This window comes from Enterococcus sp. DIV0187 (genome assembly GCF_051713785.1).
GTDB classification, from domain to species: Bacteria; Bacillota; Bacilli; order Lactobacillales; family Enterococcaceae; genus Enterococcus_A; species Enterococcus_A avium.
Genome location: NZ_JBIOQO010000001.1, coordinates 2,712,267 through 2,726,988 on the forward strand (window position 1 = coordinate 2,712,267; position 14,722 = coordinate 2,726,988).

The 14,722-nt window shown below is 38.3% G+C and carries 11 protein-coding genes; 3 read left to right on the plus strand and 8 right to left on the minus strand.

What is annotated here, in order from left to right; translation table 11 throughout:
* Positions 1 to 21: 21 nt before the first annotated feature.
* Positions 22 to 765 (plus strand): amino acid ABC transporter ATP-binding protein, encoded by a 744-nt coding sequence (locus IGI52_RS13290; RefSeq protein WP_438781564.1) that lies wholly within the window; start codon positions 22 to 24, stop codon positions 763 to 765.
* Between the two features lie 17 nt (positions 766 to 782).
* Here the strand turns inward: IGI52_RS13290 and IGI52_RS13295 are convergent, their stop codons facing one another.
* Positions 783 to 1,388 carry a TMEM175 family protein gene (locus IGI52_RS13295; protein WP_016179450.1) on the minus strand — a complete coding sequence of 202 codons (606 nt, stop codon included), beginning with the start codon at positions 1,386 to 1,388 and terminating at the stop codon, positions 783 to 785.
* Between the two features lie 395 nt (positions 1,389 to 1,783).
* On the opposite strand from IGI52_RS13295, the gene IGI52_RS13300 reads away from it, so the two are divergent.
* The gene (locus IGI52_RS13300) at positions 1,784 to 3,034 is read left to right on the plus strand and encodes an IS110 family transposase (protein ID WP_002346915.1); all 1,251 of its coding nucleotides are present in this window, start codon (positions 1,784 to 1,786) and stop codon (positions 3,032 to 3,034) included.
* Positions 3,035 to 3,329: 295 nt separating this feature from the next.
* Positions 3,330 to 4,832 (plus strand): helix-turn-helix domain-containing protein, encoded by a 1,503-nt coding sequence (locus IGI52_RS13305; protein WP_016179449.1) that lies wholly within the window; start codon positions 3,330 to 3,332, stop codon positions 4,830 to 4,832.
* A gap of 1,334 nt (positions 4,833 to 6,166) precedes the next feature.
* Here the strand turns inward: IGI52_RS13305 and IGI52_RS13310 are convergent.
* From IGI52_RS13310 to IGI52_RS13340, 7 genes are all read right to left on the minus strand, one after another.
* Complete coding sequence (locus tag IGI52_RS13310) at positions 6,167 to 6,886, minus strand: ABC transporter ATP-binding protein (RefSeq protein ID WP_311871658.1); 720 nt, start codon at positions 6,884 to 6,886, stop codon at positions 6,167 to 6,169.
* A gap of 4 nt (positions 6,887 to 6,890) precedes the next feature.
* On the minus strand, positions 6,891 to 9,317 hold the full coding sequence (locus IGI52_RS13315) for a hypothetical protein (RefSeq protein WP_311871659.1): 2,427 nt from the start codon (positions 9,315 to 9,317) through the stop codon (positions 6,891 to 6,893).
* Between the two features lie 154 nt (positions 9,318 to 9,471).
* Entirely contained in the window at positions 9,472 to 10,443 is a 972-nt protein-coding gene (locus IGI52_RS13320) for a ribose-phosphate diphosphokinase (protein ID WP_016179446.1), read from the minus strand.
* 97 nt (positions 10,444 to 10,540) lie between these two features.
* A complete protein-coding gene (gene glmU / locus IGI52_RS13325; protein WP_438781567.1) occupies positions 10,541 to 11,908 on the minus strand; it encodes a bifunctional UDP-N-acetylglucosamine diphosphorylase/glucosamine-1-phosphate N-acetyltransferase GlmU in 1,368 nt (455 codons plus the stop codon).
* A gap of 159 nt (positions 11,909 to 12,067) precedes the next feature.
* Positions 12,068 to 12,886 (minus strand): pur operon repressor, encoded by an 819-nt coding sequence (gene purR / locus IGI52_RS13330; protein ID WP_016179444.1) that lies wholly within the window; start codon positions 12,884 to 12,886, stop codon positions 12,068 to 12,070.
* Between the two features lie 336 nt (positions 12,887 to 13,222).
* Positions 13,223 to 14,053, minus strand: coding sequence for a metal ABC transporter permease (locus IGI52_RS13335; RefSeq protein WP_016179443.1), 831 nt, complete (start codon positions 14,051 to 14,053; stop codon positions 13,223 to 13,225).
* Entirely contained in the window at positions 14,026 to 14,706 is a 681-nt protein-coding gene (locus IGI52_RS13340; protein WP_172702532.1) for a metal ABC transporter ATP-binding protein, read from the minus strand. The genes IGI52_RS13335 and IGI52_RS13340 overlap by 28 nt, the downstream gene beginning before the upstream one ends.
* Positions 14,707 to 14,722 lie beyond the last annotated feature (16 nt).

Consider the following 14,722-nt stretch of genomic DNA (forward strand, 5'->3'; position numbering starts at 1 on the left):
AATCATTAAGGAGGAACAGTTATGAGTAGTATCATTGAAATCGAACATTTGAAAAAAAGCTTCGGCGATAACCTCGTCTTAAAAGATATCAGTATGAACGTCAACAAAGGAGAAGTTGTAACCATTATCGGTGCGTCTGGTTCGGGGAAATCAACTTTCCTACGCTGTATCAATTTATTAGAAACTCCTACAGATGGTAAGATCATGTATCAAGGAGAGAATGTTTTAGCTCCAGGATACAATTTACCAAAATATCGGACCCATCTAGGAATGGTGTTCCAGTCGTTCAATCTCTTCAACAATATGAACGTTTTGCAAAACTGTATGAGTGGACAGGTAACGGTTCTAGGTCGCAAAGAAGCTGAAGCGAAAAAGGTCGCATTAGATAATTTGGAAAAAGTAGGCATGGATCGATTTGTCGATGTAAAACCCGCGCAACTATCTGGTGGTCAAAAACAACGAGTTGCAATTGCCCGCGCTTTATCCATGAACCCAGAAGTTATGCTGTTTGATGAACCGACATCTGCCCTTGATCCAGAAATGGTTGGTGATGTGTTACAGATTATGAAAAAATTAGCAGAAAGCGGTTTGACGATGGTAATCGTTACTCATGAAATGGCTTTTGCTAAAGAGGTTTCTGATCGTGTCATCTTCATGGATCAAGGTGTGATCGCTGAACAGGGAGCGCCTGAAGACATTTTCGGCAATCCTAAAGAAGCACGGACTAAAGAATTTTTACACCGTGTATTACATCCACAAGCTTAAAAAAACGGCAGAAGTTCTCAGCTTCTGCCGTGATTTTTTTGCCCCGATACCTTTTGATAGTATTCATCTGCTTTACGATAAGAAACCACCCAAATGCCAGAAACCAAAAAGCGACCAAAGATTCCAATTGGCGGAAAAATAAAAACACCTGCCAAAACAGCTAAGTTAATCAACATGGATAATTTGCTTCGTTGATCTCGTTTTAAAATAGTCGCCACGTGGCTAGTAGGGCTATTTGCTTTAATCAATTGCTTTGATAATATACCGTATGAAAAGCTCCACATCGTGAAGACCACTACATAAGAAAATTCCGGCCAAAAATGGTTTGGATTACGACCCACCCAACTGGTTACTGCTGGGCATAAAGTCAGCCAAAATAACCAAAAAATATTTGCCCAAATAACACGATAATTTATTTTTTCAGTCATTTGCATCATGCGATGGTGGTTTACCCAGATGACAGCAACAAAAATAAAACTAACAATATAGGCGAACAGTGTATTGGTTATGCTTAATAAGGAAGCTAGTGATGGCGCATCTGGTATTTGAATATTTAAAACCAGGACGGTCAAAACGATCGCAACGACACCATCGGTAAATGCTTCTAAACGCGACTTTGTCATTTTTTCACCTTCTCGTAATATATATTTTGAAGAAACTTTCATTCCTTCAATCGCCCTTAGGGGCTATTCCTAATATGTTTAAATAAAATAACGATTACTACTTGGATACTGTAGGATATTCCTGAATAATAAGTCTTGGAAAGGACTTACGGGAAGACGCTATCACCTTCTGCAGTTTTACTGCGACAGAAAGTCTGTGACCCGAACCGTTGGTATAACCTCCAACACACTAGCTGAGTCCATTGACCTCTACCAATCCTAGTAGAGATTGGGTGGCTTAGAGGTTTAATGAATGAAACTCTATTATGCGAGGCTGTCGTTAGACAACGTGATTCTGGGATATCCCACAGTACCCAAGCAATTTCCGAATAATCAATGAAAGGAGGTCCTTCCACATGAAACTATTTGTCGGTTTAGACGTTAGTTCTGAAAAATTAGATGCTTGCTTTATGACAGACGATTCAACTTGCTCTGTTTTAAAAGAAGCATCTTATGGAAATAGTCAACTTGGCGCAAGCCAGATCAAAGAATACATTCTCGAATTTTCTCAAAAATTTGAGATAGAGAGCTTAGTGATTGGAATGGAGGCCACATCTTTATATAGCTTTCATCCAGCTATGTTTTTTAAAGAAGATCTTGAGTTAAATCAATTGAACCTTATGGTTTCAGTTGAACAACCAAATAAAATTAAAAAGTATCGTGATATTTTTGAAGAAAACAAAAACGATCAAATTGATGCTTTTTATATCGCTGACTATTTTCGCATCCAAAGGCAAGTCAACTCCATCATTAAAGAGGAAGAATACCTTGCCCTCCAACACTTAACTAGAACGCGTTATCAGCTAATTAAACAGCTGGTTCGTACAAAGCAACACTTTATCGAAAACATTTATTATAAATGCAACACGCTTTCTAAAGAACTAAAAGCAGAAGGTGGATCCGTTTTAAGTGCCACATTAGTAACTCTAATGACGGAAGATTACACAATGGACCAACTTGCCGAACTGTCATTAGAAGAGTTTGCGAACCTAATTCAAAAACTAGGGAAGTATCGTTTTAAAAATCCCGAAGGAATTGCAAAGGCAATTTCTAAAGCCATACGTAGTTCCTACCGGTTAGGAAAAGTCCATCAGGACTCTGTAGATATTGTTTTGGGTGTTCTAGCCAAAGAAATTCGTAGTCTTGAAAAGTTAATTAAAGACTTAGACAAAGCCATTGACGATTTAGTCGTTGTGCTACCTGAATATCAATGTTTAACCAGTATTCCAGGAATCGGTCCTGTTTATGCTGCGGGTATACTCGCTGAAATTGGCCCTATCAATCGCTTTTCAGATGAAAGCAAATTGGCTAAATATGCCGGTTTATATTGGCGACAGAACCAATCAGGTAACTCTGAGTATGAAAATACTCCTATGGCCAAACGAGGCAATCGTTATCTCCGTTATTATCTAGTTGAAGCCACCAACTCCGTAAGGAGATACGAGCCTGAGTACCATGCGTATTATAAGAAAAAATACGCTGAAACACCCAAGCATAAACACAAACGAGCCATCGTACTAACCGCAAGAAAATTTACGCGTCTGGTGGATACGCTACTACGTAACCATCAACTCTATATGCCACCAAGGAGCGTGATAGATAAATAACAGTATGTTATTGACGCTAATCCTTGGAAGTACCCGAAAAAATTTTTAATTTTGGTCGGGTTTAGTTCAGTGCGCTTCAAAAATTAACTACCTTTAAAAATCTTTTGAAAAATTATCTTGACTTATTACCACTAGACTTTCTTAGAATAGCATGAAAATTGTTTTTCCCTATATAATATTACTCACTTTTTATCGGTTAATAACTGACAGGTTTTGGTAAATAAAGTACAATAAAGAAGAAATATGCTTAAAAAAATTCAGATTAATGACCGAATTTAATAAAGGAGGAAAACAGATGTTATATGAGGAACTTATGTTTGATGCGTCGCTCCTCTTGCGTTTTAATATTTTTAAATACTTAAACCAATCTACCAAAAAGATTTTAGCGATTAGTCAATTGTCAGAAGATTTAGATTTAAATTACCAGCAAAGCGTCATTGAACTGAATGAAGTAGATCAGGAATTAGCAGAAATACGACCGGATCACGAAACAATTATGATGCGTGCCGGCAAACTGAATCTAGAAAACCTCAATGCCACGGTTGATGAATATCGTTATCACTTACTGCAGCAAGCAGTGCCATTCCAGTTCATCCTATACTTCTTAAATGATGCGAATCCAACAATCGAACAATTTTGTGAAAAGTATTTTGTGAGTCGTTCCACAGTTTCTCGGAAAATCGATAAATTGAAAAAACACTTGAAACGATTCAATATTCGCTTTACATATACAGAGGCCGGTATGTCCGGCGATGAACGTTTGATTCGTTTAGCTTTATTTGATCTTTTATGGCTGGGAACTCGTGGAATTGAATGTCCAATAAATGTTGACAAACATCAATTAACTAAAATAATTGATACCTATAAAGACTATTTTCCGTTATCACAAACTTACTTTGGTACTCAAGAAATCAAATTATTTACTAGCATTAATATGGTGCGAGTACAGAAAAAGAAATTCACAAAATATGATCCTCGCTACAATTTTTTGATGAAGGATAATCCATATTATGATTTCACATCATTACGCGATCTAATTGACATGCCAATGACAACACGTCAATTAAAGGGTGAAACCAGTTTTATTTATTTCTTAGCTCATTATTCACCTTTCTATACGATTCGTGACGATCAAAGTATGAAACAAGCACTCCATGATTTTGATTCACGTCCAAATCCAGTAAATGATTTTGTAACGGAATTTCGGAACTTTGCTAAGAAAGTCTTATTCCCGGATCGGCCCGACATCATGGATGATCCATTGGTTGTTTCAAATATGTTGAATATCACCTTTGGTTACTTTATTTTCCGCCAGCCATTCCCAAGCATGATTGAATTAGTCTTAGACCCAAATGCTAAACAAACTCGCGGTGAATATATTTTATTCCAGAACATTCAAAATTTCATGCAAATGACGAAGGAAAATCCATCCTACAGCTTTATAAGTTCGGTTCATCCGATGATTACTCGAGCCTTTAAGCGTTTGTTATTGCCTTACTTTAATCAATTTCCTTACGCACATAATCTAAAAGTTGGTATTGCATTAGAGCATAATGCGATTTTCGTTCGTGACTTGTATCGTTTCCTTGAGGATCTGCGCTTCATTGATGCTGAGCCATACGATGTATCACTGAAGGATGATTATGATTTGATTATCAGCTCTTCCTCACTATTAAGAAAGGAAAAACCAAATATTCCGTTATTCCAACTGGATTTTCCTTATACAAAAAACGAGCTTGTTCCATTATATTTAGAATTGCGTAATATTTACGACAAGAAAAACCGTGTTTATGAATAACTACTATTAAAACGAGGGAGCCATGACAAAAGTCTTGTCATGGCTCTTTTTTCTGAATAAACGAAGTTCTTGATGTTCCAGAAGTAGCTATTTAGAAAAATAAGCCAAAATCTCACATAAACTCGAAAAGCAACGAGTAGGTACCATTCAACATCCCTTCCTACGTCATTGTATTTTTGGAAACTCCTTTTTAAGCTGACCACTTCAGTCACAACCTCTTTACCTTTTATTTTTCATTTCATAAAATTATTGGGATAAAGAATTATAACAACTCCTTTTAGTTAATATAATTGGATAATTTATAAAATTCTAAAATAATGGTGTGAAACCCTATAAGTTTTTCTGTATTTTATTTTTTATAAATTAATGGTTTCGCTAGTCTTTCATCATATTTTATTCATAAGTAGTTGCTATTATATAAGCATACCAACAAACAACCCTAACACTTTTTCATTTTTTAACTCCTTTGCTCGTCGGCTACCCACCGATGAGCTCTTTTTTTGAAAATAAATTATAATATTTTTGTCGAGTTAATTAATATTCAATTTTTTTATAAAATTTTTAATTTTCAAACAATCATCGTTCACACTTTTTTCACATATCGTTGCTATTATATAAGCATACCAACAAACAACCCTAACACTTTTTCATTTTTTAACTCCTTTGCTCATCGGCCACCCACCGATGAGCTCTTTTTTTGTTTAGATTTGTTCTATGATTCCTTTAGAAGTTTAGCTGCGCAATGAAATAAAGCTTCAACATATGAATGAAATAACTATATAAGGGGATTTAATTATTTTTTTTGATCTAACTATTAATGAATAGCTCAACTTTATTTCAACCTATTTTTTTAAATCTTCTACCAAGCTTCGTTCATAAATAATTCACATATCGTTGCTATTATATAAGCATACCAACAAACAACCCTAACACTTTTTCATTTTTTTAACTCCTTTGCTCATCGGCCACCCACCGATGAGCCCTTTTTTTGTTTGCTCCTTCAAATGATCAACAAGGCTAACTAAACGATCCACGTATACTACGGAGAAACCTCATTTATTTCACTGTTTACTGCTCAATGTCTGCTGAACTTTATTTCGACCTATTTTTTTTAATCTTCTGCCAAGCTTCATTCATAAATAATTCACATATCGTTGCTATTATATAAGCATACCAACAAACAACCCTAACACTTTTTCATTTTTTAACTCCTTTGCTCATCGGCCACCCACCGATGAGCCCTTTTTTTTGTCTTTTTGACAGGTTGCCAGTAGTAGTAATAAAAACAAGAGAGCGCCTGATATTCAGGGCACTCTCTTGTTTTTATCTTTCAATTAAACTTCCAACATTTTCTCTGCGATTTGAGCTTCGCTTCCAGCAGTATTGATTAGTCGATCATAGATTTGACCGTCCTTTAAAAAGATGACCTCTCTAGCCGCCTGAGCAACTTTGCTGTCATGAGTGATCATGACAATGGTGATGCCTAATTCTTGATTAATACGCTGAAAAATGTTGATTACTTCGGCTCCCGCATTGCTGTCTAAATTCCCAGTTGGTTCATCCGCTAAAATAATTTGCGGCTGATTTATCAATGCTCGGCAAATCGCAGCTCGTTGTTTTTCTCCTACTGACAACTCGTGAGGAAGTTTTCCCAATAGATGTTCAATTCGCAGCACTTGAAAGAATGGCTGCATTCGTTCTTCCGATTTTGTAACGTCTTGCTTATCCAAAATTGCGGGTAAAAGAATATTTTCCCGCACAGTGATACTTTCCATCAAATTAAAATCCTGAAAAACGAAGCCAATCTTTCTTCTGCGAATGTCAGAAATTTCATCTGGAAAAAGTTCATGAGTTAGTCTTTCCTCAAAAAAGACATCTCCAGTGGTTGGTGGGTGCATCAGCCCCAATATTTTCAATAATGTGGTTTTCCCACAACCAGAACGCCCCATGATACAAATAAAATCCCCAGACTCGATTACCAAGTCGATTCCTCTTAAGACTTCTTGTTGGTCATAATTTTTAGTAATACCTACGGCTTTGATAATTGGCTTCATTGGTTTACCTCCACTTTTCAATTCTGCGGTAGATCAAACTTGCGATAGTTCCCCATACGAATAAGTAAATCCCAAAATCCAATAAAAAGATACCTCCGAACTGCAGCCATTCTGACATCGAGAAGAAGCGCAGTCTTCCCATGATTCCGATAAAACCCAGACTGAGCAGAAAACCAACAGCTAATGGCAAGACTGTGAAAAATCCAACCTGACGTTCCAAAACACTTCGCTGTTCTTTCTGTCTCATACCTAATTGATCCAACAGTCGTCTGCGTTCGATCAAACGAGTTTCTTCGCTTTCAAATTTGGCTACTATCAATCCCACACTCATGAAGATGCAGATGACTATAGTAAAGATTAAAAGCAAGACTTGTAGATAATTTTCAGAGACAACATTACTTTTCCGTTGCGTCTTTTCGTATACAGGTTCGATCGTGTCATCCCAACGCTTGTCGTCTACATATTTTTGATTTAAAAAATTTAATGCATGAGCAATTTTTTTATCTCCGTGAATCAAAAACAACTGATTTGGTTGATCTTTTTTAGATAAAGTCGCAAATTCTTCATCTGCAACAACTAGAATATTTTCCTGTAACCCACGTTGAAACATTCCAGTTAGTATCAAGCGTTCTTGGCTTTTGATCGTACGCATCGGGAAAATCACATCGACATTGGTTGTGTTGTAGCTCTCTAATGGTGTCCCAATTCGTAACCGCGGTCGAACGCTTTGCGGGTCCCAATCGATCGGTTGTCCACGGATACTAATTGCCTGTTGATAAACGACATGCCACTGCCCTTTTTTTAAATGTAAAGGTTGTTTCTCCAAATCATTTGCCTGTCGTAGTTGTTGATAAGTTGTTTCAGACACTCCAATATGCTGTCCTTGAATAAACATCACCGGCCGCACCGTACCAAAAACTTCCCATTCCGGATCACCGTCCACAGACGTTACTGGAAAGAAAGGATAGCTTTTCCACAGGGCCTTTTCCTGATTCAACGATGTTTCAACTTGTTGAAATTCTGTTGATTTGACCTTCGCTACCACATCATACGGAAATAAATTGTCGACAGCAGTTTGTTGAAAAGTGACCACGCGAGGCAGAAAGATCCCCGCTATCAAAACTTGTAAAAGGGACACTAACATGAGAACATTGATACTTTTGTGAAAACGATAGAATAAATCATTGCGAGAAAGCAGGAGGGTGATTTTTTCCCGTCTACGTTTTACATAAAAACCGCCAATACCAAGGAAAAGCCCCCACAAAGCAATGATTAGCGTACTAATAACTAACAAGGTTTCAGCAGATTTCCTTCGATGAAACCACCAGAAAGTAACAGCTAACGCCAGCAAACCGATTAACAGAAATACTGGTGACAATCGATGATTTGGACGGTCTGCTTTGGTTTGCTCCCGAGGTTTAAATTGAATTAAGCGTAAGATTTTTTCCTGATGAAAAGCCATCGCTAAAATAATTAACCCTGTGTAAAACAATAAAGCCCAGCCAATACTAGTAAATGCTCTAGTAATTAGCAACCCAAGGCTTCCCCCAAACACCACACCCGCAAAAGCACAAAGACTAAACTCTTCAATCAACATAATTAGAAACGTTTTTTTGCGGATTCCCAGCTGAATGAATAATTCCATGTGCTTTGCCTTAAAATCAATATATAAGCCGTCCATAAATGATAAGAACAATAATAACAAGATTAGAAGAACACCACCGGATTCGATTAAAATACGTAGGAGTCCCGTTTTATTGAAAACTGTCTCTTGGGTGTGACTGGCGCTAAATTTCTGATAGGCGAAAAAAAGAATTACTAATGCAAAGAAAACTAAGGTATTCGCAAAAATCAGTAAGAAATAGTTTTTACGATAGAAACGGAAATTTTTTCGAATAATCTGATGGAATGCCGGTGGATATTTTCCTGGAAAAGCCAAACGTCGCTTACGATCTTCATTATAGTGCTTCTCAATTTTCTGCGACTCAGCGTATTTTCGATCTCGTTCGATTTTATCATCCAAATAGCGATTTAAAAGAAATTCTAACGCTCCGATTATAAGAAGCAGAACCAACCAAATGCTGCTTGAATAGAATTGAATGAAAATAAAATAGAAGAACATTGTGAAATAGAGCCAGGCAACTTTAGCAGATTGCAAGAGGACGTTTTTTCGATGGCAGGTTATCAATAAGCTGTCAAAGACGTAGGCTAGCAGTAATAACAGAAACGCACCCGTGCCAACTAATACACCGATGCCTGAAGAAAACTCCGTTTGCCAAAAATGCAGAAAATTTCCGCTAATCAAGCTGCGAATCCAGACCTCAACCAAGCTGAATCGTTGATTCACACCACCGATTATTTTAAGAAATACAGCGATGATTAACATTCCATAGCCAGCTGCCATAGAAATCCGATCCATTCTTTTTTGCATGTTGTCCTCCCCAGTTTCCTTCTTCTACTTATTATCATATCAGAAGAAATCAAGTGAGAAAGCGTTTAATCAAATTTCTTTGATCAACAAAATTTTCAAAAATAGTTTAGACACAAAAAGAGGCACCCCAGCTGGAGTACCTCATACAATAGATTTATTTTTTATGTGTTTCAAATAGTGGGCTAACTGGTTTGTTCTCGTGGATACGTTTGATTGCATCTCCCATTAATTCACCCACACTGATTTCATCGATCTTATCGATTTTACGTTCGTCAGATAAGTAGATTGAATCTGTTACGACTAAATGCTCGATCGCAGAATCTTGGATTCTTTGCATTGCTGGACCTGATAACACCGGATGAGTACATGAAGCGTAGACCTGTTTTGCGCCAGCTTCTTTCAACGCATTGGCAGCTAGAGTAATCGTTCCTGCAGTATCAATCATGTCATCGATAATGACACAGGTTTTGCCGTCTACTTTACCAATAATGTTCATCACTTCCGCAACGTTCGCTTTCGGACGGCGTTTGTCGATGATGGCAATTGGTGCTTTTAAGAATTCTGCTAATTTACGTGCACGTGTAACCCCGCCATGGTCAGGTGAAACAACCACGACATCGTCGCCGCAAATACCTTTTTCTAAGAAGTAATCCGCAATCAATGGTGCACCCATTAAATGATCCACAGGGATATCAAAGAACCCTTGGATTTGCGAAGCATGGAGATCTAAAGTCAATAAACGTGTCGCACCAGCTTTTTCGATCATGTTTGCAACAAGCTTAGCAGTAATTGGTTCCCGCGCACGTGCTTTACGATCCTGACGGGCATAACCATAATAAGGCATTACGACGTTGATTGTTTTGGCACTCGCACGTTTCAAGGCATCAATCATAATCAAAAGTTCCATCAGATTATCATTTACCGGACTACTTGTAGACTGAACAACATAAACATGACAGCCACGAATACTTTCTTCAATGTTTACTTGAATTTCACCATCGCTAAATTGGGTAACAGAACTTTTTCCTAGTTCAACACCAACTTCTTCAGCAATTTTCTCAGCTAAGGGACGATTTGAATTCAAAGCAAAAATTTTCAATCTTGGATCAAAATAATGTTTCGACATGGGGACCTCCACTTTCTTTTTAAGCATACGTTACCGATTATATACCATTTCAAATAAAATACTAGTCATTTCCTTTTAAGAAATCAAGAGAATTCCCTTAAAATGGCAATCGACTCGCATAACCTTCTTTGTTTACTTGGCGAGCACGAGCAATTGCCATGTCGCCTTCAGCAATATCGTCAGTAATCGTTGAACCTGCTGCTGTCACACTATTCTCAGCAATAGTAACTGGCGCAATAATATTGGTTCCCGAACCAATAAAGACGTGATCTCCTACGTTGATGTGATGTTTGTTCTTTCCATCGTAATTAACAAAAACAACACCGCAGCCGACATTGATATCTTTTCCAAGAGTTGCATCACCAACATAAGTTAAATGGCCTACTTTGGTATTTTCACCAATCGTGGCTTTTTTGATCTCTACGTAATTCCCGATATGAGCATTTTCACCAATATCTGCTTTTGGACGCAAGTGTGCGTGTGGACCAACGTCCGCATTTTTTCTCACAATTGCTTCTTCGATGACAGAAGATTTGATTTCCACCTTGTCTTCAATTGTGCTATCAACAATTTTCGAGTGAGCACCAATAACACAGTCAGAGCCAATCACTGTATTTCCTTGGATTTGCACTCCTGGCTCGATAATGGTATCAGAACCGATCTCGATACCAGCATCAATATATGTCGTCGCAGGATCAATGAATGTCACGCCATTAACCATGTGCTGCTTATTAATACGGCGACGCATCAATTCATTCGCATTCGCTAAAGCGATTCGATCGTTGACACCCAGCGATTCTTCAAAATCATCCGTTTTATAAGCTGCAACCGTTTGACCGTCATTTTTTAAAATTTCAACAATATCGGTTAAGTAGTATTCACCTTGTGCATTATTGGTGCCTATTTTTTCTAATGCCGCAAATAACTGTTCATTATCAAAGCAATAGGTTCCTGTATTTATTTCTTGAGTTCGCGCTTCTTCTGGAGTCGCATCTTTTTGTTCAACAATTTTTTCCACGATGCCGACATGGTCGCGTAAAATGCGTCCGTAGCCTGTTGGATCTTCTGCATGAGCAGTCAGAATCGTCGCACTAGCCTTTTTGCCCTGATGATAATCAAATAGATTATTCAATGTTTGCGTGGTAAGTAATGGTGTATCTCCGCTAATGACTAAAGTTGTCCCTTGTTTGTCCTTTAAAAATTCTGCCGCTTGCATCACCGCATGGCCTGTTCCAAGTTGTTCTGCCTGTAACGCATATCGGCTACGATCACCCAATTGTTCCTTAACCATTTCCGCGCCGTGACCAACAATCGTTACGATGTCTGTTGGCTGTGTCTCAACCACCCGTTCAATAATGTGTTCCACCATTGGTTTTCCTGCAACTGGATGCAAGACTTTGTATAATTTTGATTTCATGCGGGTTCCCTTACCCGCTGCTAAAATAATCGCATAACGGTTTTCCAAAAGAAGTCACTCCTATTTCATTCTATTCATTTTAAATTTACCATTGATATTTGAAATCCGTAGTCCATTTTACTAGCCACACGCAAAAAAGGCTAGCTCATTAGACTCTCTCAAAGAAAAAAACTAGAGAGAGTCTTAAAAACCTAGCATTCTTATTGTCTATTTATTGAAGCAATTACCAGGTACAACACTGATAGTTTTCGTACTAGTATCAACGTCTTGAACAAATAGCAACGAATTATAGTCGTCAATAGCCCGCTCGCCTTTAAACTTAGACTCAGCAAAGACAGTAATTCCTACAAGTTCTGCTTCAAATTCTTCAATCAGGCTCTTCATTCCATTGACGGTACCTCCGCCCTTCATGAAATCATCCACAATCAAAACCTTTGAACCGCGTTTTAAGCTGCGCTTTGACAGCTCCATTTTTTCGATCCGTTCTGATGAGCCAGAAACATAGTTCACACTAACTGTCGAACCTTCTGTAATTTTCGAGTCGCGACGAACGATTACGAATGGGGCATTCAAATAATAAGAGACTGCTTGCGCGATTGGTACGCCTTTAGTAGCAACCGTCATGACTGCATCAACTTTTTTATCTAAATATTGCGCCGCAATGATTCGTCCAACTTTACGTAATAAGTCAGGCTGACCCAACATATCAGATAGATATACATATCCGCCTGGCAATAAACGATCCTCTTCAGACAAACGCTCAGCCAAAGATTCGATATATTCCTGTGCTTCTGCATCCGTAATACTTGGTGTAAAGACAACACCGCCGGCAGCACCAGGAATCGTTTCTAGAAAGCCTGTTCCTCGTTCCTTGAAGGTTTTCTTTACAATTGCTAAGTCTTCACTGATAGAAGATTTGGCTGAACCGTATCGAGCCGCAAAAAAAGTCAATGGGATCAAGTCATGTGGATGATCCAACAAATATTGTGTCATGTCGATTAATCGTTCACTTCGACGCACTTTCACGTAATTCACTCCTATTTCGTATTAATGTATTTTTTCTTGGTGAAAAAGGTTGATGCTCAAAACGAATACCATTCCACTAATGAACTAAAGTTCAAAGTGGAACTGGCATCCTATTTCGTATTAATGTATTTTTTCTTGATGAAAAAAGGTTGATGCTCAATGCCTATCATCGCTTAACTCTTATAAAGAAAAAGCAGATGGTCGCCTATTCTGATTTATCGTTTCCCATTATAAGGGTTTAGCTGATAAAATTCGAGCATTTTCTTGTTTTAAAGTTTAAAAGTTCGGAATTTATTAATTATTTTGCAAAAAAAGAGGAAAAGCTTTCGCTTTCCTCTAATTTTGCATCTGTTTTCGTTGAACCAAGATCCGCAACTGACGGATTCCATTGATTACTAAAAACAATAAGATAAAACCAAGTGTGATCGTCGCACCCGGCGGTGTATCTAAATAATATGAACCAGTCAGACCACCAATCATTCCAATAAAGCCAACAAGCACGCTGACGAAGATCACAATGTTAAAACTTTTTCCTACCCGCATACCGATTGCCGCTGGCAATACCATGATAGCTGAGATTAACAAGGCTCCTGCGATTGGAATCATAATTGCAATAGCTACTCCCGTCACAACATTGAAAATCATCGACATCATACGAACAGGCAGACCATCAACAGCCGCGATATCTTCATCAAAGGTCAATACATACATAGGTCGCTTGAATAGCAGGAATAAAATACCGACTAAAACAAAGAGAATTCCTAAAAAGATAACCTGTTGCCAAGTAATCGTCACGATCGAACCAAATAGATACGATTGGATGCTGACTGCCGAGCTTCCCGGAGCCAGACTCATTAATACCAATGCGATGGCTAGGCCGGCTGCCATTAAGATCGCAATGGAAATTTCCGAATAAGAGCTATACATATTCTGTAAATATTCCATGATGATTGCGGCAACAACCACTACTAACAACGTTGTTCCCGTCGGATTCAAATTCAAGAAGAAGCCTAATGCTACTCCTGCCAGCGAAACGTGGGATAGAGTATCCGCCATTAACGACTGTCGTCGAATCACTAGAAAGACTCCCAGCATTGGAGCGATTCCGGCGATAAAAATCGCTGCCAGGAAGGCACGTCTCATGAATTCATATGAAAGCAACGCCATTTTGAATTCTCCTTTCGCACCAATCGAATGTGGCGATCAATATATTTTTTGGTGTCCTCATGATCGTGGGTAATCATTAAGATACTTTTACCGTGCACATGAGCACTGTGGCGCAGTAAATTATAAAAATCATTGCGGGATTTTTCATCCATTCCCGTTGTCGGCTCATCTAGAATAAATAAATCCGGATCTTTAGCAAATAACCGTGCCAAACTGATTCGCTGTTTTTGCCCACCAGATAATTCTCCTACCTTCTTGTGACGCATATTCCACATATCTACTGACTCCAACGCCTTTTGTACATGTTCATGGTCGCGTTCAGATAACTTTTTGAACCATTTTCCTTGTGGATAGCGGCCAGATTCCACCAATTCTAAAACGGTACTAGGAAAACCGGCATTGAACGATGCTACTTGTTGTGGAATATAGCCAATGCTCAATTTTTTCCCTTCGGCATTCTTCTTTGCAATCATAACTTTTCCGCTACTCGGCTTTAATAGCCCTAATGTCGCTTTGATCAATGTCGATTTTGCGGCACCATTTTCTCCCGTTAAAATGACAAATTCGCCAGGGTTCACATGATAGGACACATTTTCTAATACAGGTTCGTTGTCATAATAGAATGAGAGGTCTTCTACCTCGATATACGACATTCTTTTCGCTCCTTTT

What these genes read in the sequence shown, in the direction of transcription:
- IGI52_RS13290 (WP_438781564.1), top strand. Translation starts at nt 22, where the DNA reads ATGAGTAGTATCATTGAAATCGAACATTTGAAAAAAAGCTTCGGCGAT.
- IGI52_RS13295 (WP_016179450.1), bottom strand. Translation starts at nt 1,388, where the DNA reads ATGACAAAGTCGCGTTTAGAAGCATTTACCGATGGTGTCGTTGCGATC.
- IGI52_RS13300 (WP_002346915.1), top strand. Translation starts at nt 1,784, where the DNA reads ATGAAACTATTTGTCGGTTTAGACGTTAGTTCTGAAAAATTAGATGCT.
- IGI52_RS13305 (WP_016179449.1), top strand. Translation starts at nt 3,330, where the DNA reads ATGTTATATGAGGAACTTATGTTTGATGCGTCGCTCCTCTTGCGTTTT.
- IGI52_RS13310 (WP_311871658.1), bottom strand. Translation starts at nt 6,886, where the DNA reads ATGAAGCCAATTATCAAAGCCGTAGGTATTACTAAAAATTATGACCAA.
- IGI52_RS13315 (WP_311871659.1), bottom strand. Translation starts at nt 9,317, where the DNA reads ATGCAAAAAAGAATGGATCGGATTTCTATGGCAGCTGGCTATGGAATG.
- IGI52_RS13320 (WP_016179446.1), bottom strand. Translation starts at nt 10,443, where the DNA reads ATGTCGAAACATTATTTTGATCCAAGATTGAAAATTTTTGCTTTGAAT.
- IGI52_RS13335 (WP_016179443.1), bottom strand. Translation starts at nt 14,053, where the DNA reads ATGGCGTTGCTTTCATATGAATTCATGAGACGTGCCTTCCTGGCAGCG.
- IGI52_RS13340 (WP_172702532.1), bottom strand. Translation starts at nt 14,706, where the DNA reads ATGTCGTATATCGAGGTAGAAGACCTCTCATTCTATTATGACAACGAA.